Raw genomic sequence first — 24,991 nt, 5'->3', positions numbered from 1 at the left:
GAAGCCCCTGAACAGGCGTTATGCCGTCAGGGGCTTTCTGTTTGTCAGGACAATGTCGAGATCTTGCTAACACCCTTGCTAACAGCGGTGGCTCCCGGGTGGCTCCCAGCATTCGTTGATCGCCTTGGCGAAGGCGTCCGCAGCCGTCGCCGCCTGCTCGTGGATGACGTGTGCGTAGACGCGCAGGGTGATGGCTGGGTCGGCGTGGCCGAGCCGGGCCGCCACAACGTGGACGGGTACGATCGCCAGAAGCAGTGTGGTGGCGTGGATATGTCGGAGGTCGTGTAGGCGGGCGTGAGGAAGCTGGTTCTCAGGGTTCTGTTTGTTGTGGGCCTCGGTGAGTTTGGGCATCAGCGAACTGGGCGTATCGGGGAAGAGCGGGTCTCCCCAGCCGGTAGTGAATACGTACGCGTCGCCACCCTTCCAGGAGTCGCCGAGCTTGTGGCGCTCTTCATCCTGGCGTGCACGGTGGTCTTGGAGGACTTCGACCGTGCTGAGGTCGAGGGACACGACGCGGGACCGGCCGCTCTTCGTGGTGCCTTCTACGCGCTGGCGGTCGAGTACCGCCGCTGTCCCGGTGATGTGTATCTGGGGCTTGTCGAGGTCGACGTCTGTCCAGCGGAGGTTGAGCAGTTCGCCCCGGCGGGCGCCTGTGTAGGCGGCGAGGTAGAAGAAGGCGAACAGGCGGTGGCCCCGGGCAATGTCGAGGAAGGCGCGGAGTTGGGCGGGTGTCCACATCATGCCGGGTTCTGTGGACTGGGTTCGGGGGAGCTTGGCCCGTTCAGCGGGGTTGTTGGGAAGGAGCTCGTCCACGAGGACGGCGTCCGTCAGGGCCTTCCGGAGCACCGTGTGGACGTGCTTGACGGTGTTCGGGGCGAGAGGGCTACTCTTCCTGCCGCCGCTGGTCAGCAAGTCACGGTAGAGCCTGGTGATCGCTGAGGGGCGAAGCGCCTGGAGGCGGACGGTGCCGATGCGCGGATTGATGTAGAGGCGGATCATGTCGCGGCAGCCCTTGAGGGTGTGCGGCTTGATCTCGACCGCGTGCCCCTCGATCCACTCGGCGAGATATTCGGCCACGGTGATGGTGTTGCGGTCGATGTACTCGCCGCGCCGTGCCTTGACGCGGGCCTCGTCGCGGGCGGCCTTGGCGTCGTCCTCCGTGGCGAAGCCGCCTACCCAGCGTGGAACAGGTGACCTCCGCCTCGCAGAGCGAGGTGATCACGATCCATCCGCACCGGTGGGGAGTGCCCCGGGACATCTGGGGACGACTGTTCGGTGCGGCGTCCGAAGAGATCGGCTCTACAGCGGCTTGTTCCTCGCCGACGACGGCGGCATGGTCCGGCTGTTCGCCGACAAGGCGCGGGCCGGTGTACGGGTCCGCATCCTGCTGGGAGACCCGGACTCGGGCGAGGTTGCCCAGCGTGGAGCGGATGAGGGTGTGGGGGACGGCATGGCGTCGCAGATCCGCAGCGCCCTGGCGCTCTATCGGCCGATCACCGGGCTGGACAACGTCGAGATCCGGTTGCACCGCACGGTGCTGTACAACTCGATCTACCGCGCCGACGACGAGTACCTGATCAACACCCACGTGTACGGCACCCGCGCCGGCAACGCGCCGGTTCTACACCTACGGCGGGTGGCCGGCGGCGACATGGTCGCCACCTACGCCGAGAGCTTCGAGAAGGTATGGGCACAGGCCAAGCCGGTGGAGTCCTGATGGCACGACGGATCGACTTCTACGACGACCCCGACGCACCCGAGCCCAACAGCCTGGTCCCGTCGGTCAACGTCATCGTCACCAACGAGGCCGGCGACCTGCTGATGATCCGCCGCACCGACAACGACAACTGGGCCGTGCCCGGGGGAGCCATCGACCTGGGCGAGTCCATCCCGCAGGCCGCCGTACGCGAAACGCTGGAAGAGACCGGCATCACCTGCGAGATCACCGGCCTGGTCGGCACCTACAGCGACCCCGCCACGTCATCCTCTACACCAGCAACGGCGAGGCGCGACAAGAGTTCTCCATTGTCCTGACCGCCCGCCTGGTCAGCGGCGAGCCGACGCCGAGTGACGAGTCCCGCGAAGTTCGCTGGGTGCCCCGCGACCAGGTGGCCGGGCTCCAGATGGACCGCTCGATGCGGCTGCGGATCGAGCACTACCTGACCGGCACCCGCCTACCGCACATCGGATAGCCCTTATCGATCTTGTCGCCGTATGGTACGTCTCATGATCACCCCCCACGCCCCCGATGGTCCGCGCTATCCCTGGGCCGATCTTCTACAAACTGTGAACCGCAGAATTCACCAGGAGCACGCGCAGAGCGAAGCTTCTACGCCGCCGGGATCGCGGCACCTGGTGGAGGCGCATCGGCCTCCGGACTGGCTCGGGACGACCGGCGCCAGTGAGGCAGAGCTGGCGCATCATGAGGAGCGTCTCAGCATGCGTCTTCCGCCGAGCTACAGGGAGTTTCTCCAGGTTTCCAACGGCTGGGATGAGGAAAGCCGTTCGTGCCTGCGGCTGCTGCCCGTGGCCGAGGTCGGCTGGACCCGTGACATAGATCCGGAACTCGCTGAGATCTGGGGCGAGCCCGTGGGAGACACGCTCTACATCTCGGAGTACATCGAGGGTCAGGTCTGTCTCCTCAATCCGCGCGTCGTGGAGCCTGACGGCGAGTGGCAAGCGTTTGACCTGGCTTCCTGGCATCCAGGAGTGATCGAATACCGCTCGTTCTGGGATCTGATGACTGGCATGAATCCCGAGTTCGCGCCCGAGGAATCAGCTTCCTCCACCACCTCGGACAGCGGCTGACATCAATGTCGATCCCGAGCCCACCCGCCGAAGCTTCACGTCATCCGGTCGACGGTGCCCGGGTTCTGTCCTGTCCTTGTCTCGTTGGCGAGCGCGGCCTCCACTGCGCGCACCGACGAGACGATGCACGGGGTGGCGTCGGTGATCGAATGGCTGACCACGTGGTCGGGGCCGTAGCGGGAGTGGATCTCGGCCAGCCGGTAGCGTACGTCCAGGTGCCGGCCGTCCGGGCTGGTGGTCATGTCGCAGTAGGTCAGCGCTCGGGCCAGGTCGGGCCGTTCCTGGTCGAATTCCTTGGCCAGGATGTCGAACAGGTCCCGTTGCCGAGCCTCGTTGTCCGCGCACGAGTGGTAGGCCACCAGACGGCACAGCCGCTCATCGGCCTGGGCGACGTCGCGTAGGTAGCGGGCGCCGTCGAGCTGGTGCATGCCGGTGTCGACGAGCAGCCACCTACCTCAGCAGCATGACCCACATCTGGACCACTGCCCAGCCCTGCCCCAAATAGCTCACAGACACCTACAGTCACAGCTACGGGCAGCCTGTCTAGTCTCACTTGATGCTTGACGCTTTGGCGTCGGATGATGCTTGACACTCCTAGCTGGTCTTTCGCTGTTTAGTATGCGCTTTCGACTTGTATCTGGTGATCTCTTGGGTGGTGGTTCGGGGCACGATGCGGATCGGTTCGCCGTTGTCGTGGACGGTGATGTGGGTGTCGTCGACGGTCACGTCCAGGATCTTGCGGGCGTGGACGCGGCCGACCTGGATCTTCTGGCCGACGACCTGGAAGCCGCCGCGGCTGGAGACCACGCGGTGCAGGGTGACCGGCTTGGTGGATGGTGTGGGTGGCGGGCTGGCGGGACGGGCGCCTCGCAGCCGCCGGCAGGCGGTGATCGGCAGCGGGCAGCGCAGCGTGCGCAGCAGGGTGCGCTCGCCGTCCATGACCTGGGCGGTGATGCCGTCCAGGCGCAGGGTGACGCGCTGGCCGGCCAGGTGCGAGCCGACGCACAGGCCCCGGCTGGCCAGGCTGACGATGCCGATGGTGCTGACGATCCGGTCGATCTCGACCGCCGGATGGCCTTCGGCCAGGACCTGCACCGGGGTGGAGCCGGCCGGGCGTGCATCGCCTCGTTCCAGCATCACGGCCAGGTCTTTGCTGGTCAGACGGGAGGCGACGGTCTTGAGGCGGCCGCCGCCGACGGTGAGCACGTGCAGGTGCGCGGTGCTGATCCACAAGGTGATGGACATGCCGGCGCGGTCGGGGCCGAGCCAGACCTGCTGGCCGGCGATCTGCAGGTTGCCCGAGTCGGGCACGATCCGGTCGACCTCGATGGCCTGCACCTGCCGCGGCTCGGTCACCGGCACCGCATCGTCACAGACCGGCGTGGACGGCTGCTCCACCAGCGCCCCTGCGCCCGCGGCCGTTGCATCCACTCGCCTCGACGCCGAGGGCATAGGAACTGTTTCGGAGACGACCGTGGCCAGGCTGGCGGGCAGTTGCAGCGGCAGTTCTTGTTCGGTTCGGCGCTGGTCGGCGCTGCGCTCGATGAAGAACCGGTCGTTGAGGCGGGATCCGTCAGGTTGCAGGCATAGGCGTGGACCTGCCGATGGCCTCGGTCGCAGATCTCATCGCGGACATGCTCAGTGGCAGCGAGGCTGCGTGCGGACAGGAAGACCTCCGCGCCGAGGTCTGCGAGCCGGATGGCCAGAGTTCGCCCGAGGTCGCGGCCGGCAGCAGTGATGACAACGCGATGGTCGTCGAATCTCATGGATTCGCTCCTTGTTCGTGGACCGGCTGTTGCTGCGGTGAAGTGCGTCGGGCGATCGCCGCCAAGGCCTTCCTCCGTCGGGCCTCGGCACTGGGCATGGCGGTATCTGCGGCGGCAACGTCGGCCAGCAAGCTCAATGGTGCGCTTCGACGATGGCCCCACCGGCCGCGTCCTGTGCCACCCGCCTGCGAGCATGGGGGTCACGTCAGCTATCCGACAGCCGAGCAGCCCGGCCCGATCTTGCCCGCCGGCCAATCGGCCCGCCTCCAGCAAGGAGATGCCTAGTAGGTACCAGCGAGTCCGGACATTCGGCAGAATCGCACGGACACGCACGGGTAGGCTGCCAGAACTTGGGCGCAGACGAGGGAGCATGGTGGCCGCGCAGACACAACCAGGACGTCTGATCGGCGGGCGGTACCGCCTGGAGTCTATTTTGGGCGGCGGGGGCTTCGGACGGGTCTGGAAGGCTCACGACGAATCTCTCGACGTAGATGTGGCGGTGAAGGAGATTCGGCTCCCGTCGGCCACCTCTGACGAAGAGCATGCGCAGCGGCTTCGACGCGCCGAGCGTGAGGCGCGCAACGCTGCCCGGCTGCGGTCGCATCCGCACATCGTCACCCTCCACGACGTGGTGATCGAGGATCAAGCGCCGTGGATCGTCATGGAACTCGTCGACGGCGGTACCCTCGCTGAGCAGATTCTCCAGGATGGCCCGTTGGCGGCCCACGCTGTCGCACTGGCCGCCAAGGGGCTGTTAGACGCCCTCAGCACGGCACACGCGTCCGGCATAGTGCACCGGGACGTGAAGCCGGCGAACGTGATGATCGCCCGAGGTGGCCGCGTGCTCCTCACCGACTTCGGGATCGCTGTGAAACAGGGAGACACCGCCCTCACGATGAGCGGTGGGCTGATGGGCTCGCTGGAATACATCGCGCCGGAACGGTTCAACGGCGTGGACAGCGGCGGTGCGGGCGATCTGTACTCGCTCGGAGTGACGCTGTATCAAGCGTTGGAGGGAGTGTCCCCCTTCCACCGGGATACCCCGACAGAGACGCTCACTGCTGTGCTGTTGGGGGAAGCGCCCGTTCCCCGCGATGCCGGCGGGCTTGGGACGCTGATCACCCGGTTGCTGGATAAGGACCCGGCTAACCGCCCCACCGCCGCCGAGGCTCTGGCCATGATTGATGCCCTTGAGCTGCCTCGGGTGCCGAACAGCCCTGCGGCATCGGCCCGTCCTGACTCCGTGCCGCCGCAGCAGTTCTTCCAGGGCACCGGCCCCGCCCCGGCGTCATCGTCACCGCTCGCACCAGCCGGTTCAGCGACCCGCACCGAGAACGTCCCTCCTCCGCCGCCGCCCACGTTGCAGGAGCAGGTGCCCGCCTTCGACGACCAGTCACGGTCCGGTCCTGGCGTGCTGCGGAATCGCAAGATGCTTATCACAGGTGGCGCAGTGTTCGCAGCAGTGATAGCCGCGGTTGTCATTGTCGTGGCCACATTAGGAGATGGAACCAAGGCCCCGCAGGCCGATTCATCCGGCACGGAAGCAGTCCAAACGGCACCCGCTGCGGAACAATCCGGCGCGGAAGGGCAGGGGATGCCGCCCGGGTGCGAGAACCAGACCGACGTCATGGAGAGGTGGACCCACGTCCCGCTGAGCGGAACGGTGCCGCTTCCGCCGACCGAGAACGTCCTGACCGAAATCGTGGACCTTCAAAAAGCCAATCTGGCCAAGGCGATTCGTCCGGCGCTCAAGACCGCGCTCCAGAACGACATCGACACTGCTGAGAAGGCCCTCAAGGCGCTTCGTGCTGATGACCCCGAGACGTATCAGCAGGCCGTGAGGAAGGACAAGCTTAAGCACCTGACCGAGCTCTCCGACGCCTGCTACTTCAACAATCTCGGTCCGTCACAGCCCCCGAGTTGACCCCAGTTCACATCCCCCGTGAGAACGCCAGCACCTCAACGGTCCTATGCCGACACTCAGCCTTGTCTCGGCCGATCCTGTCGAGCAGCTTCCCGCGTTCGAGCTCAATGGAGGTGCGCCATCAGCGTGCGATGGCTGGCAGCTTCTCGCAGGTTTCACAGTCTCGGTTGTAGACGGTCCGGGTGATGTCGGGATCTTTATCGACGGGATGGCCAGTCCGGATGGGACTGCGGCACGTTTCGCCTGGCTGAGTGCTGTGGACCATGTTGGCGGCGCCGTCGTACTGGTGGTGGACTCCCATGAGCCGGTGCACGACTGAATCACCTTGGCCGGCCAAGCCGCGAGCAACGCAGGAATCCGCAGCATCGCCTACGCCGACAAGCCAGGAAGGCCGAGAGTCTCAAGCGGGCAGGAGCCAATGCGGTGACAGACAGCATGGCCGAGCCGGCCGACCAGCGGTTGCGAGGCCGTTCGGCAGCCGGGCAGGGCGGCCCATGATTCATACCTTCCCTATGTCATCAAGCCGCCGCCCGCTGGACGGTCCGGGCGGGCGTGCGGCCTCTCCGGATCGGTCCCGCCCGGCCACCCCGCCGCACCATCGAACGTCGCCATAACCATGTCCAGACGCCGTCGGAGGGCTCGTTGCAGCCGTGGCGGCGCGGTCGCCCGACCGGTCTCATCTAGGATCACGCCATGCCTAGCCTCGGAAGACTCCGACGGGCCGGTCGGCGGTGTCGGTGAGGGCATGGTGGTAGGGCCGGAACCACCAGCTCGGGTGCTGCCAGTCGAGCACGAGCAGGCGGTGTGACTCGGCGAAGGCGCGATTCATCGCCTGCAGGCCAAGGGCATTGGCGGCGTCGTTGGCCACGGCGAACTCAACCGGGGAACTGGTGAAAATCGGGGCCAGGTCGATGGTCAAAGAAGGGGTGGGCTCATTGATCGCAGGTTCACCGTCCTTTCTATGAGTACGGCCGGAAGGCGAAACGTGCGTCGAATGGAGCCCAGCCGTCTTCGTAGCTCGATTTGGATCTGCTCCCAGGCGGGGGTGGCCACGGGATGACCATACGGTGGGTGGTCCAGGTCGTGCTGTTCGGCATGGGATCTGGGGCTGTGAACCCGAAAGGCCCGACTCCAGATTTTGGAATCGGACCTTGTCCGGTGCTGGGCTACCCCACCTGTACGAGTAGGCGGTCCTGGGAGCCACCTTGGGAACCACCCGCTGCTGATCGACAAGATCCGCGATGTGGTCGGGCTGTATCTGGCCCCGCCGACCCGCGCGGCGGTGTTCGCGGTGGATGAGTCACGCTGATCTGCGAGTCGGCACGACCTCACCCGCTGGACGGGGGGAGCGGGAGATACGGTCGCCGCCCGCGACCAGCTCGCCATCCGTCCGCGAGCGCGTCCGGGGGGTCGAGCACCCCAGCACCCTGGTCACCCGGCACGATCTCGCCCTGGTCGGCAGATTCGGTTGCGGACCCCGAGGTCAGTCGGTCGCTGGGTCAGACCCTGGTGGGGAGCGCTCGTCTCCATCATGACTGTCAGGCGGTCATCGCCTTGGACAGCAGGGTGCGCAGCATGCGCTGGTCGTCGGGGGAGAGCCGGGCGAGAGGGGAGCCTAGGGTCATGGCCTCGACAAGGCGGCGTCTGGCCAGGTGGCCGCTGTCGGTCAGGGCGAGGATCTTGATGCGGCGGTTGGTGGGGTCGACGGTCCTGGTGACCAGGCCCCGTTGTTCCAGCCGGTCGGCCAGGAAGGTGACGGTGGAGGGGTCGCAGCGCAGGTCGTGGGCCAGTTCGCGCATCGAGGGCGGGGTACGCGCGCCGCCGAGTTGCCAGATGGCGTTGGCCAGGGCGTGGGTCAGGTCGAGCTCGGCAAGGACTTCGGTGACGAGTGCCTGCGTGCGTCCGGCCAGGCCCATGGTCAGATCGATGAGGTCATAGATCGGTGTTTCGGCGTCCTCCACCTCCACAAAATAATACGAGACTCCAATGGTTGACAACTCCAAGCTTTTGCTTCAACGATTGGAGTGTCCAACCATCAGGGTGAGGGGATGAGGAGAAGTCATGAAGATCGCCGTGTTCGGCGCGACGGGCGCCACCGGCCGCCTGGTCGTGGTGCGGGCCGTGGAGGCGGGGCACGAGGTTCGGGCCATGGTCCGCGACAGCGCACGCCTGCCGATCTCGCACGAACGGCTGCACGTGGTCGTCGGGGAACTGGCCGACCAGGGCGCCGTCGACGCCACGGTGGACGGCCGCGAGGTGGTGATCAGCGCGCTGGCGGGCTCGGCGAGGCAACCTGCCTGCACCGACGGAGTCCGCGCGATCCTGGCCGCCATGCGTGCCAAGTCCGCCGCCCGGCTGCTTGTGGTGAGCGCTCATGGGGCGGCCGAAAGCCGCGACCATTCGCCGTACGTGATGACTCTGCGGACCTTATTGGGCGCCAAGATGCGCGATAAGGACACGATGGAGACGCTGATCCGTCAGGCGGACGACCTGCGGTGGACGATCGTGCGCCCGCCCGCGCTCACCGACGGCCCGCACACCGGCCGCTATCGCGTCGGCACCGAGCTGAAGATTACGCTGACCTCGCGGATCTCCCGTGCGGACCTGGCCGACTTCCTGCTGCGGGCGGCAGCCGAGGACGCCTATGTCGGCCAGGCACCTCGGATCGCGGCATGACCGGCCCGGCCACGGGACCCATGGCGGGCAGGGTGTGCCTAGTCACGGGTGCGGGCGGTGACATGGGGCGGGTGATCGTCACCGAGCTGGCCCGCCGCGGCGCCACCGTCGTGCTCGTCTGCCGAAGCATGCAGGCGGCTCGCGCGCTGCGCGATCAGGTCAGCGCGGCCACCGGCAACGCCGACGTGCACCCCCTGGCGGCCGACCTGTCCGATCAGCGGGCCATCCGCGAGCTGGCCGCGGCCTTCCGTGAACAGCACGAGCACCTACACGTGCTCGTCAACAACGCCGGAGCGCACTTCCACCAGCGCCGGCTCAGCACCGACGGGATCGAGCTGCATCTGGCGGTCAACCACCTGTCGTGGTTCCTGCTGACGAACCTGCTCTTGGACCGGCTGATCGCCGGCGCCCCCGCGCGCGTGGTGAACGTGGCCTCCGACGCCATCACCGACACCAGGACCTACCGGATCGGTCCACGCCGCACCGCCACCATCGACCTGGACGACCTGCAGTCCGAACGCGCCTACCGGCCCATGCAGGCATACGGCAACGCCAAGCTGGCCATGGTCATGTGCGGATACGCCCTGGCCAGACGGCTGAACGGCACCGGAGTCACGGTCAACGCCCTGCACCCGGGCATCGTGGCCACCGCCATCATCGCCGACAGCGTGCCCCGCATGCTCAAACCGGTCGCCGCGCTGGCCCGGCCGTTCATGCTCACTCCCGCCCAGGGCGCGCGCACCGCCGTACATCTGGCGACCTCGCCCGACGTCGCGCAGGTGAGCGGCGCGTTCTTCGCCGACCAGCGCCCACGCCGCACGCCAGAACCGTCGTACGACATCGCCGTGCAGGAGCGACTCTGGCAGGCCAGCGCGGTCCTGACCGGTCTTGCCGACCAGGACCACGCTGACCCGCACACCATCTCAGGGGGGTAGTAACGGCAGGAACCGTTGATCGAGTGATCTGTATTCTCCGCCCGTCGCAGACATTCTCTGGCCACCTGCCTGGATGGCTGTCTCACTTCCGATGGGAACACCACGGCTCATGACCGGCTGCGACGCCACAGGGTGTCAGATCTCCCTCAGACGGGCTGGCCGACCGGCCGGACGGTCAGGGTGTTGAGGTCGACGTCGGCCGGCTGGCCGAGGGCATAGCAGATGGCCTCGGCGACGGCTCGGGGAACGGCTCAAGCTCCTGGCCAGCCTGGCCGCCACCCACCCCCAGACAACAGAACCCACCAACCAGCCACGCTGAAGCGCACCGCCCTCCAATCGACCTGGAAACCCCATGCGCTCAATTTGTGGAAGAGCGGGGAGTGAAGGACAGAAGGTCGCCGCGCTGGCAGCCGTTCACTCCGCACCCACCCGTTCCCGGCTCTTTCCTGCCTGTGGCCATGGCTACGATGCATCTGATCTACGTTGGCGAGCTTGAAGGCCGTGCCATGACCTATGCACAGGAAGAACCGGGTGTGCTGACGCGGGTGCTCCGCCTGGCTGAAACGTTGGTGATGCTTGCTGCAATTGCCGAAGAGCAGGTGGCGTGGTGTCGGCGGCACGGCTGGTGTGAGGACGAACTGGCCCTCGACTTCGACTGGGCGAGAGGATGGGTGGTCTGGAGTGTGGACGAGCAATTTCCAGGATTGCTGTCGCCGCGGTTCCATGACTTGCTGGAGCGCGTCGATGACCGCCTAGCCATGATGAGCGGTGAAGTCAACGCTGCTAAGTGGACTCCCAGCGGTCTCGCTACTGATCCTGATTGGGTTGACGTTCGGTGTCTCGCCCGTCAGGCGCTCGCCGAGATAACGGGGTTGGTGCGGATCCCGTCCCCTGAGGAGTGGGAGTCCCGTTATCCGTATGAGTGGATGGCCGCCGCCAAGAGTTGGGGGATGAAGGGCGCCGCTCTGCAGGACCTGACCATGGCCTTGCCGTATTTGCCGGCCGAGGTGATCGATCAACTCGCGCGTCTGGTTTGCCTGGCCGTACGGCGTGAGCATCGCTGCGAGGACGTGCGTTATGCCGTGCTGGCCAGGGCGATCGGCGGCGTACGCCTACGTCCGCTGCTGGCCGGGCCGGCTGACGATCCTATAGAGATCTTCCGCTTACGGGCGCGTTATCTTCTGTGGTTGCTCGACCACCCGGACCTTCCAAAGCCCAAGAAGAGCCAGTGGATGGCGTGGTTGAAAGATCAGGGAAAGTACTAATGCTTGAACTGTCGTAGAAATGGTCGGATCACGCTGCTTGATCAGTGCCACCAGTCCCGTTCGGAGAGTCTCACCCACATGTCAGGTGGACCGGTGATCGCCCTGGTGTCGGTCAAACGCAAGCTCATGCGGGCACAGCAGTAGGCCACGGCGTGGTGGTGGTAGAGATAGGTGGCGAGGATCTCCTCGGTGGGGTCGTCCGGGTATACGCCGCCACCGCCGGGGTGGGTGTCCCCTTCCTCCATGACGCCGTCACGGAAGACCGTTCCGTGATGGCCGCCTTTGGGATTGTCGTACATTCCGTAGCAGACGGTGCCCGCTGACAAGCGCTTGGCGACTCCTGGCTTGTTGGGGACGGGTCCCCATGGTTGGCTGACGACGCATCCGCCCGGTACATCAGTGACGCCGACGACGGTCGGGCTGTTGTCGAGGTGCGACCCGAGATTCTCGATGATCGCTGCAACGTCCTCAACGTCGGCCGATACGGCTTCCAGCCGTCGTGCCGCCTCGGCCGCGGTGAGGTTGGCCACGCAGGCCATACCCAGCCCGAAATAGCTGAGATCCCTCAGCGCGGCCATCAGACGTCTGGCCTCAGTTACGGCGGCGGTCTCGGCTGGAGATAGACCGGTTAGTCCAGGCGGGATACTGAACAGAGTGGGGGTGGGGCCGGCCAGGCTGAGCCGTCCGGGGGACCAGCCGTTCATCATGGGCCGCCACGGGTCCGCTCCGGCGGCCACCAGGATGCGCGCATTGTCGGGACGATTGGCGAAGACAGCTGTCCAGAGCGCGGTACGGCCGGGATGCTCCTCCTCATCATCGTCAACGAAGTCGACATCGTCGATGTGCTGGGCAAGCTCCGCGACCGTCTCGGGCGAGCCGTTCTCGGCTGCATCGTGCAGCAGGAAATACTGCTCCGGGTCTGGGGCTGCGTCGATCTCAGGCCAGGTGTGGACGGGGCCAGGATCGGTCTGATCGTCTCGGCCGTCATCGGGTGATCCGGGTCCGTCATCGACGACCATGGCACTCCTTGAGGGGCACGCACCGGATACAGGTGTCGCCAATGATGGCGTACGAGACCGACAGATTCGGGCCGGTCAAGGGAGGCGAGTCGACAGGGACGACGGCCTCGGAGCCCAAGTCGATTCGGGCGGTGAGAGGCTGAACGAAATCAGTAATCGGACACTCGCGGACTCGCAAGGTTCCCGTTGCTAACGTATGGCGCACTCCTCACAGGACGTTTTTTCCTAGCGCTCCAGGTCTGGGCGGCTTCTCGTTCAGTTCAACCACCGTGCTGCGTATGGGCGTCATGCGGGCGTATGACGATGGTGCTGACTGTGCCGTTTCCCCAGACGGTGGTGTTCAACTTCATCTGCCCGTCCAGGGACGCCATCGTGAACTCCGGCACGAAGCGTTCTGTGAGCGGGCCCGCCATCCAACTTCTCAGCAGATCTACCTCACTGGCGACGAAATCCCACTCATCGGGGAGGCGTACGTGAATCCACGCGATGTCATCGTCCCCAGCAGCCGTACGGTAGTCCTTGGATTGGATCTTGCCGAGTGCTCCGTCTGGCGCGGATAGGCAGCCGTCTTGCGGTGACGGAGATGCGCGAGCGTGGCCAGGTCCGCGACATCACCTTCGTCGGTGGCCCAACCGTTTTCCCCGCGAAGCCTGGGGATGAGCTGTGCTGTACAGCAACGCCGTCTTACCCGATCACATGCCGGCGCTCCACGATCACTCACTTGAACAGGACTGTCGCGCACAGACGAGACACCTGCCCTGCCCTTGTGACAGAAGGTCCGGGGTTGAGCAAGGTGGCTGAGCATCGCGCGACACAAGCTGGTACGGGATCTGGTCCAGGGGGTCCTTATCCACCAGGTACTTCCAATGGTGCGGCCTCAGGTGCCGGTGAGGGTGTGGGTGACGGCGATGGCTTGGGCGGGGGTGAACGCTCCCGGGGCGCCGAGGCAGCGGGGGCTGTGGGACTCGTCGCAGATGATCGCGCCGTTGTTCAGTTGCTGCCAGGTGGCGGGTTGCCAGTATGCCTTGGCGCTGTGAAGAAGGATCTCCGCGATGTGGTCGGGGTCTGGGCTGTTGGTCAATGCGGAGAGTGCCGCAGCGACGGTCGGGACAGCGGTGTCGGGTAGGTCGGCGTCACCGAGGGCGGGCAGGAGGATGAGCAGTCGGCGAGCAGCGTCCAACAGTATTCCGGCACCAGGAGTCGGTGGGTGGCTGGCGATGGTGGTGAGCTCGGGCCAGGACAGACCGGGGCCGATGAAACCTCCGTCGACTGCGGCGAGGTGGAGATCGTGGGGCCAGTCAGGATGCGTTAGGACGTAATCCAGGCCCATGTCGCCGTCCAGGTTCCGGTAGATGATGTGGATGTTGCCTGTGCCGCGCAGAGGGACGGTGAAGACGGGCCAATGGTCGTGATCGAACACACCATTTTCGATCTCTGCGGCGTCGCCGATGTCCACTCCGAATGCTTCCTCGATGTCAGTGAGCCCGATCACCCCGATCTGCAGCGCATGCAGGGCCCAGAACACCGGATCGTCCAAAAGATGGGAGCCATCGACGAGGGGGTAGTCCTCGAATCCAGTGATCAACATGCCGAGGATGTCAGCAGCGGGGCAGTGTCCGGTCGTCGGGCAGGGTCCGGCCGCCAGATCCTTCGCGACCTGCGCGATCGGCTTACCTGTCTCCCGCACGATGCGCACCGCGCCCGCCCGGAACTCCGGATCGAACCTGCGTCTGGTCTCTCCACGACCCAACCTTCTCCTTAGGTCAGGTCTCCACGCTAGGAGGGGAAGTCCAGTTTGCCAGTATTACCGCATGGACCATCAGAAACTTCGCGAATCGATCAGTGCGGCCTGGGCGACGGACGTGCTGCCCAGTCTCTCCGGGTTGGTCGAGATTCCCGCCGTGTCGCCCGGATACGACGCCGACTGGGAGGAGCACGGTCATCTGCGGGCCGCCGTCGAGCACGTGCGGGGCTGGGTGGCGTCGCGGGGCCTGCCCGACGCGCGGTGCGACGTCGTGCAGCTCGACGGCCGCGCCCCGCTCCTGCTCGTGGACGTGCCCGCGACGCCGGGCGCGGCGGCGACCGGGACCGTTCTGCTGTACGGGCACCTCGACAAGCAGCCGCCGCTCGGCGACTGGTCGGAGGGCTTGGGCCCGTGGCAGGCGGTGATCCGCGACGACCGGCTCTACGGCCGCGGTTCCGCCGACGACGGGTACTCGGGCTACGCCGCCACGACCGCGCTGGAGGCCGTACGGGGGGCAGGCGGCGAACACGCCCGGGCGGTCCTGTTGCTGGAGACCGGTGAGGAGTCCGGCAGCCCGGACCTGCCCGCGTACCTGGAGCATCTCGACGGTCGGCTCGGCGAGGTGTCGCTGGTGGTCTGCCTGGACGGGGGCGGCGGAGACTACGAGCGGCTGTGGCTGACCTCCAGCCTGCGCGGCGCGGTGCAGGCGACCGTCACGGTGCGCGTCCTCGAGACGGGCGTCCACTCCGGGCTCGGGAGCGGCGTCGTGCCGAGCTCGTTCCGTGTCATGCGCCAGTTGCTCGATCGGCTGGAGGACCCGGAGACCGGCGAGGTCAAGGTGGCCGAGATGGTGGTGCCCATCCCGGAGGAACGGCGCGCGGAGGCGGCGGAGCTCGTCGCGCTCCATCCGGAGGTCGCCGTGCCCCGGTTCCCGTTGCGGCCGGGAATGAGGCGAGTCTCCGACGACGACGTCGAGCTCGTCCTCAACAACACCTGGCGGCCGACCCTGTCCGTGACCGGCGCCGGCGGGCTCCCGGACCCCGCGGTGGCGGGCGCCGTGCTGCGGGCCTGGACCTCCCTCCGGCTGAGCTTCCGCCTGCCCCCCTCGGCCGACGCCGAGGCGGCGCGGGTCGCGCTGGAGAAGATCCTCACGACCGACGTGCCGTACGGGGCGCAGGTCGAGGTCGGCGACTTCATGGTCATGAACGGCTGGCACGCGCCGGTCCTGGCCCCCTGGCTGGCCTCGGCGTTGCGGCAGGTCGGTGATCGCGTGTTCGGGAAGCCGTGCCAGAGCATGGGCATCGGCGGCGGCATCCCGTTCATGGAGATGCTCGGCAGGCGGTACCCACGGGCGCAGTTCGTCGTCACGGGCGCGCTCGGTGGGGACTCGAACGCGCACGTGCCGGACGAATGGCTGCACATCCCGTTCGCCGTACAGGTGACCGAAGCGGTCGCGCACCTCCTCGACGCGCACGCCCGCGCCGGCGGGCAGGCCTGACCTGATCCGCCATGACGCCTGAACGGCGGCATTCGTGCTCACACCCCGTCCCGCTCGCGGTGCCATCCGGGGTCAGCATCACCGGTCTCTGGCGACCTCGACCTCCTCGCGCTCCAAGGCGGCGTGCCAGGCAGGGTCACGCAGCAGACGCGCCTCCCAGGTCCGCACGGAGTCGGCGACCCGCCCGTTGTCCGGGCGTGTGGCCTGGGGACCGGTCCCGGACGGCGGCGGCACACCGGGGCCGGTCGCCGCACGCTCGCCGCGCCGTACTGACCGATCGCTCTGACCGCGGTTGCCGCGCCGCCGCGTGTTATGCCCCGACGACCTGCTCGTCGAGCTGAACGGCGCGCGTAACTGCCGACTCAGTGGGAGCCACCCGAGCGGACGATCATGAACTGCGGCGGACGGGGACGTATGGCGAGGATGTCGTCAGGCGAGGTGGCGGACGCCTGCGAACGCCCATGAAGATTGTTGGGGGCCTTGCTGCCTCTTTGATCCTTTTCGGAACTGCCGCGGGCCGACTCCGTCGGTTCTTGCCACCTGTCTATGCAGGGTGCTGTCTGCTGCGGTCTTGTGCCCCCTTCGTCCAGATGCTGAGCGCGCCGCTGCCCAACAGCCGCAACGCTCGCTGCTCAAGATCACCGGTAGGGTTCGCCAGAAGCAAAAGGAGCCCCTGACGTGTCACCCTCAGCCCCGTTAGCCTGGATGGCGGCCCTCGCCGCCGCGGCCTACCCCACCTGGGACACCTGGAAGAGCTGGTTCGACTGGTCCTCCTTGTTCACGGCGTCCAGCCTGTCCGAGGAGCACTACGGGGGCTTTACCGAGGGCATCGTGGGCTGCGTACGCTTGTACGACTCGATCGACCGTTCGCCGTTTCTGCCGTTGCGCGACGACCTCACCGCACTCACCGAACTCGCGATGATCTGGGCCGTGCCTGTGCTGGCCGTGCTGGTCGCCCTCGTGCGGCGGCATTCGGCGACGGCGGGACCGCGTGCTGCCTGGGTGCTGGCGCTGATCGCGCTTGTCCGGCCGCTCTCGGCCGACTACCGGGGGGACGGCATCTGCTCCGGCTCGCTGCCCATGTTCAGCCCGGACTGGTTCGAGGCTCTGTCCGGCGGCTGGGGGCTCTGGGAGCTGTGCCTGCTGGCGGCAGCCCTGCTGGTGCTGCTCGCGTCCGACTCCCCGACGCCACCGATCTCTGGGCGGCGCGCGCTGACGGCGGCCATGGACACCCTGGTGGTGTACGGGCTGGTGGCCCTCGCCCCGCTCCTCATCGGGGACGAATCCCTGCGCGTCGGCCTGCTGAGCCTGCTCTGGTTCGACGACATCCGCGACGACCCCGCCCGGCTGCTGGTGCTCGTGCTGCCGGTCGTTTACCTCCTGTTGAGATACGGCCGGTGGGGAAAGAAGTACTAGAACGATTTGCGGCCGGATAGGTGGCCACGCTGGCGGGAGAGGCAGGTCATGCTCCGGTGGCGCTACTTGCGATGGTGGTCAGCCGCACTGGCGGTGTGCGCCCTGAGTTTCCTGTCCTTGTGGCTGCCGGCATTCATCCCTGGTGATGGGAGCGTGGCATGTGGCGGACCGCTGTCGCTGAGCCCGACCGAGATGCAGTCCGACCTCGAACGGACGTGGGAGCGTCTGCGCGAGCCCGTGGCAGTCACGTTCGAGGGGGCTCTGGTCTTCAACGGTCTGCCCTCCATGAGCGTTCTGCTGTCAGGTACGTTCGCTGCCTGGGCGGGGCGCCGGCTCAGTACGGTGGTGGGAACGCTGGCTGTTTCGGTCATGCTGGTGGTTGCGTTTGACTGGGTGTTCCTCGCGCTGTCGTACTCCAGGATGCTCGACTGCGCGGGCTGGGATGGAAGGCTCCTGTGGCTGCTGTGGCAGCTTCTCCCAGCGCTTGGCTACGGCAGCGCGGCAGTTCTGCTGGCCGTGGGGATCGGGGCCCGTCGGAGGGCGGCTCAGAGCGGGGAACCTGGTCTGGAGCAGGCGAAGTGATCGCGACCTTGACGTTCGGCTACTCCGTCACGGTGATCATGAAGTATTGGTCGAGGGCGGTGATGAGCTGGTCGGCCAGCCCTGGGGTGGTGCGCGTCGCCCATGGCCGGGCGAGGTCGAGGAACCCGGAGAAGTGCTGTTGGGCTGTGGTGAGCAGGCCGGCGAGCTCGCCACGGGTGATCTCGACGGACGGGGAGTCCCCATCGTCCTGCTGGAGCCGGATGACCTGACCCAGGTGGGTGATGTGGGGCGTGGGGTCGTGGCCGAGCCATGGTTCCTGCCCGCGAGTCACGTCCCACCAGTCCCGCCAGTTCTCCAGGCCGAAGCAGCAACCGGGCGCGATGCTGACGTCCGTGGTGGTGTCGCGGAAGCGCAGCCCGCCCGGGGCGATCAGGGCTTCCGCTTCGGCGAGATGCTGGTCCAGGTGGGCCTCGGTCAGGTCGGCGGCGTGGGTGACGGGGATTTTGTTGTAGCTGAAGATGACGGCCATGGCCGTCCCGACGTCGACGGAGGACATCCGGCCGGACAGGGCGAGAAGGCGGTCGCTCGACGGCTCCGCGATCGGCCAGGCCGTGAAGTCCACCGCGTCGTAGGTCTCCAGGACGACGTCGACGATGACCATGGCCGCCAGTATCCAGGCACTGCGCTGGAGTGCGAAAGGAGCTCGTCGGCAGGTTGGAGGTTCGAGGGGAGCAAGCGGAAGGTCAGCGGACTTGCCGGCACGGGAGCACAGCCGAGATCAGCTGATCGAGACCGTCGGCGGAGCCGGGTGTCACGCGTTGCCGCCGGTCGCGGCCGACCGGGCTTCGTCGTACGCGATCGTGTGGTCCTGGGGTTTCGCGAGCCGGGCGTCCAGCGTTCGTATGCCGTTCTCGTGCGAGATCCCGTGGAACAGTTCGCGGGCCTCCTCCCAGACGGCCCTGGCCGTGCGGTGGTCGCCGGCGGCGTCGTGGGCGTCGCCGAGCGCGCGGAGCGTCCGGGCCAGGTAGGGGATCGAGCCGCGGGTCCGCCACGCCCGGACCGAGCGTTCGAGGGTGGCGATGGCGGCGGGCACGTTCCCTTCGGCCAGGTCCAACTGGCCGAGGACGCTGAGCGAGTCGGCGATGTAGTGGCCGAAGTTCCCGGCCTCGCTGTTGGCCAGCGTCAGCTCGGCGGTCGCCCTGGCCCGCTCGTCCCCCATGGAGACGTACAGCTTCGACAGGTAGAGCAGCGTGAACGTCTCCAGGTAGCGGTAGTTCAACCGCCGGGCCATGCTCAAGGAGCGCTCCAGCAGCTCCTGGCCGCCCGTGAAGTCACCGCAGAACGATTTCGCCGCGCCGAGGAACTGGGTGACCGTCGCGGTGTAGTGAGGGTTGCCGAGCGCCTCGGCGACCTTCACCGCCTGCTCCAGGACTGTGAGCGCGGCCTGCGGGTCGTCCTCGCCGTGGATGATCGCCATCACGTGGTAGGCCCGCGCCTGGCCGCCGAGGTAGCCCGCGTCGGTGGCCGTCCGCAGGGCGCGCTCGGCCAGGGCGAGCGCCTGCGCGTCGCCGTTCCCGTCGGCCGTCATGCTCCAGGCCAGGACCGCCAGGGCGTCGGCCACCCCGACCGGATCGTCCAGCAGGGTGAACAGGTCGAGGAGCCGCGAAGCGCTGGCCCGCATCCGGAGCATCGCCGGTCCGGGGCCCGCCGGCGAGTTCCAGGTGGTGACCTCCAGGAGGCCGCGCATCAGCACGGCCTCGCCGCGCCGGTCGCCGGTCTCCCGGCAGAGCGCGAGCGCCTGCTCGTGCGTGCGCTTCCAGCCGTCGTACAGGCCGCGCACGTTGAGGTACGTCTCGGTGGATCCCGCGAGATCCCAGGCGAGCTGGGTCAGGCGCGCCTCGCACGCTTGGGAGGACCCCGCCAGCAGCGCGGTGTGCTCGGCGTCGAACCAGGCCATCGCGTCGGCCAGCAGTGGGCCGGAGACCGCAGCGGGCAGCCGCCAGCGCGGCGCGTCGCTGTGCATGGGCGCGTAGCAGGGGCCCGGCACGTGGTCGGCCGCGACCTCCGCCAGCGCCAGCCACGCCCCCAGGGCCCGCTGGAGCGCGGCCCGGCGCTCGGTCTCGGAGTCCTCGCGCTGCGCCCGCTCCCGCGCGTACAACCGGAGCAGGTCGTGGAACCGGTACCTGAGGCCGCCCGTCTCGTCCGTTCTGGTGATGGTCAGCAGATGGGCGTCGACCAGGGTCTCGATCTCGCGTTCCGCCTGCCGTACCGGCACGTCCAGGAGGGCCGCCACCGCCCAGGAAGCGAAATCGGGCGCGTCGAGCAGCCCGGCCAGCCGGAAGGCCCGCTGCGCGCCCGCGGGAAGCGTACGGTAGCTCATCTCGAATCCCGCGCGGATGTCGAGGTCGCCCGCCACGAGTTCGTCCAGCCGGTGCCGTTCCTCCCCGAGGACGTCGGCGAGGTGGGCCAGGCTCCACTGCCTTCTGCCGAGGAGCCTGGCCGCCGAGATGCGGACCGCCAGCGGGACCCGGCCGCACAACCGGGTGATCTCCAGAGCGGCGCCCGGGTCGTCCTGGACGCGTTCGTCGCCGACGATCTTGCTCAGCAGACCTATGGCCTGGGCCGACGGCAGGACGTCGAGCTCCAGCAGGCTCGCGCCCTCGAGACCGATCAGCCGGACACGTCCGGTGAGGAGCACGGCCGTGCCGGGAGCTCCGGGCAGGAGCGGCCGCACCTGCTCCTCCCCGGCGACGTTGTCGAGCAGGATGAGGATTCTGCGTCCGGCCAGGCAGCTCCGGTAGAGCGCCACGCGTTCTTCCAGGGAATCGGGGATGCCGGTGGCGCTGACGCCCAGCGCGAACAGGAACCGGCTGAGCACGTCCTCCGCGCGGGCAGGGTCGGCGGAGGCGCCGCGCAGGTCCGCGTAGAGCTGGCCGTCGGGGAAGCGATCCGCGATGCGGTGCGCGACGTGCACGGCGAGGGTGGTTTTGCCCAGGCCGCCCAGACCCGCGATGCTGGCCATGGCGACGGTGCCCGGCCGTGGCTTCGTGAGGACCTCGGTGAGGTCCTCCATCTCGCCGTCCCTGCCCGTGAAGTCCGCGATGTCCGGCGGTAACTCGGCGGGGGTGGGGGCCGCTTGAGGTTGGGGCATCGGGGTTGTGGCGTTGGCGTACGCGGGTTGCGCTTTCTCGCTCGGCTCATCCGACAGGCGCGCGGCAGGTTCATCGTCCGGCCTCCCGAGGGAGCCCGTGATCGTCGTGATGATGCGAGGAACGAGGTCGAGCGCGGGGTCCTGGGTGAGGATCCTGTGATGCAGGTCCTGCAGCTCTTCAGTCGGATCCAGACCGGTCTCCTCGATCAGGGTCCTGCGGGCGCGCGCGTACTCGGCGAGCGCGTCCGCGCGCCGGCCACAGCGGTACAGCGCCAGCATCAGCTGCGCGCGCAGCCGCTCCCGCAGCGGGTACTCGCCGGTGAGCGCGGTCAGCTCGCCGAGCAGCCCGGCGTGGCGTCCCAGCCTCAGGTCCACGGCGATCCGCGACTGCAGGACCGACAGGCGGACCTCGTCCAACCGAGCGGCCTCCGCGGCCAGCATCGGGACATCGGTCATGCCGGTGAAAGCCGGCCCGCGCCAGAGACTCAGCGCCTCGTGCAGGCGTTGGGTCGCCTCCTCCGGCTCGTCGGCGGCCTCCACCGCCAGCCCCGAGCGGGCCAGGTACTCGAACCTCGCCGCGTCCAGCTCATCCCGGGCCACCGGCACCAGATAGCCGGAGCCTTGCCGCACGACGCGAGCCGGATCGCCCAGGTGCCGCCGGAGCCGGTGGACGTAGGTCTGCACGTTCTTGGTGGCGCTCCTCGGCGGAGTGCTGCCCCACAGTGCCGCGACCAGTTGATCTTCCGAGACAGGATTACCCGCTTGGCACAGCAGAACCGCCAGCAGCACCCGCGCCTTGGGCGTGCCGAGATCGAGCGGCTGACCCTCTCGCCACACCGTCAGCGGACCTAATATCCCGAAGCTCATCGTGCTCCCTTGGCTGGACGCACTGTTAACTCGGACGGCCTGTTCCGGCGGTCCACTGGGTGGAGAAACGGTTGGGAAGTATTCGCCTCCGGCTCTCCGTCCCCGACCGTATCGGACTTGGGCCGCAAGGTCACCCGGGCCGAATTCCAGGATTGCGGCACTGTTCGGCCGCGCGTTCAAGGACGTGAACGGCACTGACCGGGTGATTCTCGTCGGCGGGTCGACCATGATCCCGCCCTCTGGTAAACGCTGAAGTCAGGGCAGGTCGTATCCGGGGCAGACGAAGGACGTCTTGCCGTGAGCCAAACGATCAGCGTAGGCCGGCCGAATGACGGGTGAGGTAGGTCTGTGCAGACTGGCGGAAGCGGCCGACCAGCGGGTTGACGTCTTCGCGGCGGGTGGCGACGACGACGTGGCAGGGGTCGATGCCTTCGACGGCGACGGTGGCAAGGTCGTCCCGTGCGGTCAGGCGCTGGTCGTTCGCGGTCAGGAGGGCGACAGCCTGGCCGTCGGCGACGACTTCGAGTTTGTCTTCGATGGTGTCGGCGAGCAGCGGGGCCAGGGGAGTCGGGCGTTGGTCCGTACGAGGTTCGAGTCGCCAGAAACCGGTCCAGGGGGCGGGCGCTCCGGCACAGGCCACCATGGGTTCGTCGGCGAAGTCGTCCAGGGTGACGGTCTCCTTCCCCGCCAGGCGGTGGGATGCGGGCAGGACGAGCACCCGCGGCTCGTCGTACAGGACGGTGATGTCGAGGTCGTCGCCGGGGATCGCGAGCGGCGTACGGATGACCAGCGCGTCGACCCGGCGGTCGGGCAGGGCGCGGGCCTCGTGCCAGCCCAGGTGGCGAGTGCGGACGAGCGCGTCGGGGTTGCGGCGGCGTAGGTCACGGACCGCCGGGGTGATGATGAGGTCCTCGACGTAGCCGATGGTGATCGTACGCGGTGGCGTGGCGCCACGCGCGGCGCGTATCGCCTGGTCGGCCTGGTGCAGGAGGGTCTGCGCCCGGGGGAGGAAGGCTTCGCCGGCGGCGGTGAGTCTGCTGCCCTGGGTGGTGCGCTCGAACAGGCGTACGCCGAGGGTGTCCTCGAGTCGCTGGATCTGGCGGCTCAACGATGGCTGGGCGACGTGCAGCGCCGCTGCTGCACGGGTGTAGTTGAGGTGCTCGGCGACGGCCGTGAAGTAGCGGACCAGCCTTAGATCCAGGTCGGGGACGGGCCGCGGTTCGGTGAGATGCGGTTCGCTGTCGGCCACATCCCGCAGCCTACTCGTTATGTCATTTCTGCATGACGGGGTGCGAATCAGGTCTTGGACGGCTGTCTTCCCGCGCTGTTGACTCAATCTCGTCCAGCTGAGGCCGGCCGCCCGGATCGCCGGCCGTAACGAGTCCACTGCCGAACGCCTCGGCGACCAGGCGATCGCGCTCCGCGGCCCACATGTGACTCGGCACAGGAAACCTCACCCTTGAAGGGTCGTGCTTTATGACTGTCGACTATCGCTCACAAACCGTGCTCCTCACCGGGGCGAGCTCCGGTATCGGGGCAGCCCTTGCCACGGCCTTGGCGGCGCGCGGCTCGAACCTCGTGCTCGTCGCCCGGCGCGCTGAGCGGTTGGCACCGATGGCGGACGAGCTACGCCGTACGCACAAGGTGCGGGTCGAGGCGATCGCCTTCGATCTCGCACACCCAGATGTCGGGAACGAGCTTCGTAAGGCTGTCGCTGACCGAGGCGTAGAGGTCACGAGTTTGATTAACAATGCTGGGTTCGGCACGTTCGCCCGGTTCGTCGACGCGGATCCTGGACGTCTCGCGGCTGAGATCGCCGTCGACGTCATGGCGCCGGTTCAGCTCACCGCGGCGTTCATGCCTCACATGTTGAGCGCCGCCAACGGCTTCATCATCAACGTTGCCAGCGTCTCCGCCTATTTTCCCTCACCCAGAATGGCCGTTTACAGTGCCGCGAAGGCATTCGTGCTGAGCTTCAGCGAGTCCCTCTGGACGGAGCTGCGTGGCACGGGGCTCACCGCGTTCGCCGTCTGCCCCGGCGCCACCGATACGGAGTTCACCACGGGGATGGGGACGGGTGCCGGCGTGTTGACCTCCGGGAGGATGCGGACGCCCGAAGATGTCGTCGTCACCGCTCTGGCCCATCTGGAGCGTCGAAACCCAGGTCCGACCGTCATCGACGGGCGCACCAATCAGCTTGGCGTGATCGCGAGCCGGCTCATGAGCCGGCGCAGAAACGCCATGACGATGGATCGTGTCTTCGACCCGGACCGTCGAGCCCAACGCCGCAAATCGAAGGTGACTCGTTAACCAGGCCCTGCTCTCTTCCGTTCGCGCCCACATAGGCGAGCAGTTCATTCTTGGCCTTCTCCGCTGCGCGATAGTTCCGTGCAGTGGCGAAGACCTGCACGGCTAGTGCTGTGACCGGAAAGGTTCACCGGGTTGCGCATTCAGGGACGCTGACGCTGAAAGCGAGCCCAGATGTGATGGGGCCGGCTTTCTCACGTTCGTTCGTCCGCTCCGATACTCATCGGCTCGGCAATTCACTGGCAGCGCGCCACCTGGCATGCTGAGCGGCATGCACTTTCGGGCATGGGGTCTCTTCGGCGCAGCAAGTGTCATCGTCGGCGCTGTGGCGCTGTTGGGATCCGGGGCGCAGACCCACTATGTCGCGTTTGGCGCGGCGCTCTGCATGGGCGGCGCGCTGCTGGTGTGGGTCGCTGTCACCGCCCGCCGCGTGGGCCGAATCGGCTGGCTGGCTACCACGGCGCTGACGCTTGCCGGGCTATTCCTCAGCATGCTGGTGGAGCGCGAGGACGTGTGCTGCATGTACGGCTACCATCGCGGACTGGGCTATCCCTGGGCATGGCTGGACAGTTATGCCACCGCCGACAGCATGGCTGCGATCGCTGCGATGAGGTCCAATCCAGCAAAGTTGGAAAAGAGCGTCGACTGGTTGAAGGTGGTGCTCGACGGACTGTTCTGGTGGCATGTCGCGGTGCTCGTCGTCGTGCCGGTCATGCAGGCGGGGCGCCGGTTTCAGCGCCAGCGTCCCTGAATGCGCAACCCGGTGAACCTTTCCGGTCACCGCACTAGCAGCGCGTTGAACAGGGAATCGAACTCGTCTGGATCAAGGTCGGAGGGGCCTGGCCCGCCGTACGTCGGGTAGTGCGCTGTCGCATTCCAGTAGCCGTTGACGACCTTCAAGAACTCGACGTGGGCTTCCCGGCAATGCTCGTAGAAGCGGCCGGTAGCCTCTCGTCGCCCTGCCAGAACTGGGTCAGAGCGACGCCGCCGAGAGCACTTACCGCGCCTAGAATGACCTACCACATATCACGCTTCCCTTACTGGTCCGAGAGTTCGCCGGTCCAGTCCACCG

23 protein-coding genes and 1 pseudogene are annotated in these 24,991 nt (G+C 67.3%); 13 read left to right on the top strand and 11 right to left on the bottom strand.

Going from position 1 to position 24,991, the window contains the following annotated elements:
- Window positions 1–78: 78 nt before the first annotated feature.
- A complete protein-coding gene (locus IEY87_RS25705) occupies window positions 79–1,077 on the bottom strand; it encodes a tyrosine-type recombinase/integrase (protein WP_225277662.1) in 999 nt (332 codons plus the stop codon).
- A 232-nt stretch (window positions 1,078–1,309) separates the two neighbouring features.
- Here IEY87_RS25705 and IEY87_RS25700 point away from each other — a divergent pair, with 232 nt between their 5' ends.
- From IEY87_RS25700 to IEY87_RS25690, 3 genes and pseudogenes are all read left to right on the top strand, one after another.
- Window positions 1,310–1,717 carry a DUF5919 domain-containing protein gene (locus IEY87_RS25700; RefSeq protein WP_189141328.1) on the top strand — a complete coding sequence of 136 codons (408 nt, stop codon included), beginning with the start codon at window positions 1,310–1,312 and terminating at the stop codon, window positions 1,715–1,717.
- Window positions 1,717–2,192 (top strand): annotated as a pseudogene (locus IEY87_RS25695) (NUDIX hydrolase). The gene IEY87_RS25700 and the pseudogene IEY87_RS25695 overlap by 1 nt, the downstream one beginning before the upstream one ends.
- A 34-nt stretch (window positions 2,193–2,226) precedes the next feature.
- Complete coding sequence (locus IEY87_RS25690; RefSeq protein ID WP_189141327.1) at window positions 2,227–2,808, top strand: SMI1/KNR4 family protein; 582 nt, start codon at window positions 2,227–2,229, stop codon at window positions 2,806–2,808.
- 35 nt (window positions 2,809–2,843) lie between these two features.
- Here IEY87_RS25690 and IEY87_RS25685 read toward each other — a convergent pair whose 3' ends face one another.
- The 3 genes from IEY87_RS25685 to IEY87_RS45980 form a co-directional block, all read right to left on the bottom strand.
- Window positions 2,844–3,236 carry a phosphohydrolase gene (locus IEY87_RS25685; protein WP_189141326.1) on the bottom strand — a complete coding sequence of 131 codons (393 nt, stop codon included), beginning with the start codon at window positions 3,234–3,236 and terminating at the stop codon, window positions 2,844–2,846.
- A gap of 166 nt (window positions 3,237–3,402) precedes the next feature.
- Complete coding sequence (locus tag IEY87_RS25680; RefSeq protein ID WP_189141468.1) at window positions 3,403–4,239, bottom strand: hypothetical protein; 837 nt, start codon at window positions 4,237–4,239, stop codon at window positions 3,403–3,405.
- Window positions 4,161–4,574, bottom strand: coding sequence for an SDR family NAD(P)-dependent oxidoreductase (locus tag IEY87_RS45980; RefSeq protein WP_225277661.1), 414 nt, complete (start codon window positions 4,572–4,574; stop codon window positions 4,161–4,163). The genes IEY87_RS25680 and IEY87_RS45980 overlap by 79 nt, the downstream gene beginning before the upstream one ends.
- A gap of 370 nt (window positions 4,575–4,944) precedes the next feature.
- Between IEY87_RS45980 and IEY87_RS25670 the strand changes: the two genes are divergently transcribed.
- Window positions 4,945–6,498 (top strand): serine/threonine-protein kinase, encoded by a 1,554-nt coding sequence (locus IEY87_RS25670; protein WP_189141325.1) that lies wholly within the window; start codon window positions 4,945–4,947, stop codon window positions 6,496–6,498.
- A 46-nt stretch (window positions 6,499–6,544) separates the two neighbouring features.
- The gene (locus IEY87_RS25665; RefSeq protein WP_189141324.1) at window positions 6,545–6,817 is read left to right on the top strand and encodes a hypothetical protein; all 273 of its coding nucleotides are present in this window, start codon (window positions 6,545–6,547) and stop codon (window positions 6,815–6,817) included.
- Between the two features lie 378 nt (window positions 6,818–7,195).
- Here IEY87_RS25665 and IEY87_RS46760 read toward each other — a convergent pair whose 3' ends face one another.
- Window positions 7,196–7,702, bottom strand: coding sequence for a DUF2716 domain-containing protein (locus IEY87_RS46760; RefSeq protein WP_225277660.1), 507 nt, complete (start codon window positions 7,700–7,702; stop codon window positions 7,196–7,198).
- Window positions 7,703–8,036: 334 nt separating this feature from the next.
- The gene (locus IEY87_RS25655) at window positions 8,037–8,459 is read right to left on the bottom strand and encodes a MarR family winged helix-turn-helix transcriptional regulator (RefSeq protein ID WP_225277659.1); all 423 of its coding nucleotides are present in this window, start codon (window positions 8,457–8,459) and stop codon (window positions 8,037–8,039) included.
- A gap of 100 nt (window positions 8,460–8,559) precedes the next feature.
- Here IEY87_RS25655 and IEY87_RS25650 point away from each other — a divergent pair, with 100 nt between their 5' ends.
- The 3 genes from IEY87_RS25650 (at window position 8,560) to IEY87_RS25640 (ending at window position 11,374) form a co-directional block, all read left to right on the top strand.
- Window positions 8,560–9,174: an NAD(P)-dependent oxidoreductase gene (locus IEY87_RS25650; protein WP_189141322.1), complete on the top strand. Its 615-nt coding sequence runs from the start codon at window positions 8,560–8,562 to the stop codon at window positions 9,172–9,174.
- Entirely contained in the window at window positions 9,171–10,109 is a 939-nt protein-coding gene (locus tag IEY87_RS25645; protein ID WP_189141321.1) for an SDR family NAD(P)-dependent oxidoreductase, read from the top strand. Before IEY87_RS25650 ends, IEY87_RS25645 begins: the two co-directional genes overlap by 4 nt.
- A 467-nt stretch (window positions 10,110–10,576) precedes the next feature.
- Window positions 10,577–11,374 (top strand): hypothetical protein, encoded by a 798-nt coding sequence (locus tag IEY87_RS25640; protein WP_189141320.1) that lies wholly within the window; start codon window positions 10,577–10,579, stop codon window positions 11,372–11,374.
- Window positions 11,375–11,415: 41 nt separating this feature from the next.
- Here the strand turns inward: IEY87_RS25640 and IEY87_RS25635 are convergent, their stop codons facing one another.
- Window positions 11,416–12,393 (bottom strand): ankyrin repeat domain-containing protein, encoded by a 978-nt coding sequence (locus tag IEY87_RS25635; RefSeq protein ID WP_225277658.1) that lies wholly within the window; start codon window positions 12,391–12,393, stop codon window positions 11,416–11,418.
- A gap of 877 nt (window positions 12,394–13,270) precedes the next feature.
- Window positions 13,271–14,143, bottom strand: a complete 873-nt coding sequence (locus IEY87_RS25630; RefSeq protein ID WP_189141319.1) for a hypothetical protein — start codon at window positions 14,141–14,143, stop codon at window positions 13,271–13,273.
- A 61-nt stretch (window positions 14,144–14,204) separates the two neighbouring features.
- Here IEY87_RS25630 and IEY87_RS25625 point away from each other — a divergent pair, with 61 nt between their 5' ends.
- The 3 genes from IEY87_RS25625 (at window position 14,205) to IEY87_RS25615 (ending at window position 17,633) form a co-directional block, all read left to right on the top strand.
- Window positions 14,205–15,635, top strand: a complete 1,431-nt coding sequence (locus tag IEY87_RS25625) for a M20/M25/M40 family metallo-hydrolase (protein WP_189141318.1) — start codon at window positions 14,205–14,207, stop codon at window positions 15,633–15,635.
- A gap of 678 nt (window positions 15,636–16,313) precedes the next feature.
- Window positions 16,314–17,051: a hypothetical protein gene (locus IEY87_RS25620; protein WP_189141317.1), complete on the top strand. Its 738-nt coding sequence runs from the start codon at window positions 16,314–16,316 to the stop codon at window positions 17,049–17,051.
- Window positions 17,052–17,243: 192 nt separating this feature from the next.
- A complete protein-coding gene (locus IEY87_RS25615) occupies window positions 17,244–17,633 on the top strand; it encodes a hypothetical protein (RefSeq protein ID WP_189141316.1) in 390 nt (129 codons plus the stop codon).
- Between the two features lie 19 nt (window positions 17,634–17,652).
- Here IEY87_RS25615 and IEY87_RS25610 read toward each other — a convergent pair whose 3' ends face one another.
- The 3 genes from IEY87_RS25610 to IEY87_RS25600 form a co-directional block, all read right to left on the bottom strand.
- Window positions 17,653–18,255 carry a hypothetical protein gene (locus tag IEY87_RS25610; protein ID WP_189141315.1) on the bottom strand — a complete coding sequence of 201 codons (603 nt, stop codon included), beginning with the start codon at window positions 18,253–18,255 and terminating at the stop codon, window positions 17,653–17,655.
- A gap of 150 nt (window positions 18,256–18,405) precedes the next feature.
- Complete coding sequence (locus tag IEY87_RS25605) at window positions 18,406–21,612, bottom strand: AfsR/SARP family transcriptional regulator (protein ID WP_189141314.1); 3,207 nt, start codon at window positions 21,610–21,612, stop codon at window positions 18,406–18,408.
- Between the two features lie 310 nt (window positions 21,613–21,922).
- Complete coding sequence (locus IEY87_RS25600; RefSeq protein ID WP_189141313.1) at window positions 21,923–22,861, bottom strand: LysR family transcriptional regulator; 939 nt, start codon at window positions 22,859–22,861, stop codon at window positions 21,923–21,925.
- Between the two features lie 227 nt (window positions 22,862–23,088).
- Between IEY87_RS25600 and IEY87_RS25595 the strand changes: the two genes are divergently transcribed.
- Entirely contained in the window at window positions 23,089–23,922 is an 834-nt protein-coding gene (locus IEY87_RS25595) for an SDR family NAD(P)-dependent oxidoreductase (RefSeq protein ID WP_189141312.1), read from the top strand.
- Between the two features lie 268 nt (window positions 23,923–24,190).
- The gene (locus tag IEY87_RS25590; protein ID WP_189141311.1) at window positions 24,191–24,670 is read left to right on the top strand and encodes a hypothetical protein; all 480 of its coding nucleotides are present in this window, start codon (window positions 24,191–24,193) and stop codon (window positions 24,668–24,670) included.
- The last annotated feature ends 321 nt before the right edge of the window (window positions 24,671–24,991 follow it).

The organism is Nonomuraea glycinis (assembly GCF_014646515.1).
Taxonomy (GTDB): Bacteria; Actinomycetota; Actinomycetes; order Streptosporangiales; family Streptosporangiaceae; genus Nonomuraea; species Nonomuraea glycinis.
The sequence above is the reverse complement of the archived record's forward strand: the minus strand, read 5'-3'. Positions and strand labels throughout refer to the sequence as shown.

Bases quoted from the DNA above. Each gene is read 5' to 3' on its own strand.
- IEY87_RS25690 (WP_189141327.1), top strand. From the start codon at position 2,227: ATGATCACCCCCCACGCCCCCGATGGTCCGCGCTATCCCTGGGCCGAT.
- IEY87_RS25685 (WP_189141326.1), bottom strand. From the start codon at position 3,236: ATGCACCAGCTCGACGGCGCCCGCTACCTACGCGACGTCGCCCAGGCC.
- IEY87_RS45980 (WP_225277661.1), bottom strand. From the start codon at position 4,574: ATGAGATTCGACGACCATCGCGTTGTCATCACTGCTGCCGGCCGCGAC.
- IEY87_RS25670 (WP_189141325.1), top strand. From the start codon at position 4,945: ATGGTGGCCGCGCAGACACAACCAGGACGTCTGATCGGCGGGCGGTAC.
- IEY87_RS25665 (WP_189141324.1), top strand. From the start codon at position 6,545: ATGCCGACACTCAGCCTTGTCTCGGCCGATCCTGTCGAGCAGCTTCCC.
- IEY87_RS25650 (WP_189141322.1), top strand. From the start codon at position 8,560: ATGAAGATCGCCGTGTTCGGCGCGACGGGCGCCACCGGCCGCCTGGTC.
- IEY87_RS25645 (WP_189141321.1), top strand. From the start codon at position 9,171: ATGACCGGCCCGGCCACGGGACCCATGGCGGGCAGGGTGTGCCTAGTC.
- IEY87_RS25640 (WP_189141320.1), top strand. From the start codon at position 10,577: ATGCATCTGATCTACGTTGGCGAGCTTGAAGGCCGTGCCATGACCTAT.
- IEY87_RS25635 (WP_225277658.1), bottom strand. From the start codon at position 12,393: ATGGTCGTCGATGACGGACCCGGATCACCCGATGACGGCCGAGACGAT.
- IEY87_RS25625 (WP_189141318.1), top strand. From the start codon at position 14,205: ATGGACCATCAGAAACTTCGCGAATCGATCAGTGCGGCCTGGGCGACG.
- IEY87_RS25615 (WP_189141316.1), top strand. From the start codon at position 17,244: ATGCAGTCCGACCTCGAACGGACGTGGGAGCGTCTGCGCGAGCCCGTG.
- IEY87_RS25610 (WP_189141315.1), bottom strand. From the start codon at position 18,255: ATGGTCATCGTCGACGTCGTCCTGGAGACCTACGACGCGGTGGACTTC.
- IEY87_RS25605 (WP_189141314.1), bottom strand. From the start codon at position 21,612: ATGAGCTTCGGGATATTAGGTCCGCTGACGGTGTGGCGAGAGGGTCAG.
- IEY87_RS25595 (WP_189141312.1), top strand. From the start codon at position 23,089: ATGACTGTCGACTATCGCTCACAAACCGTGCTCCTCACCGGGGCGAGC.
- IEY87_RS25590 (WP_189141311.1), top strand. From the start codon at position 24,191: ATGCACTTTCGGGCATGGGGTCTCTTCGGCGCAGCAAGTGTCATCGTC.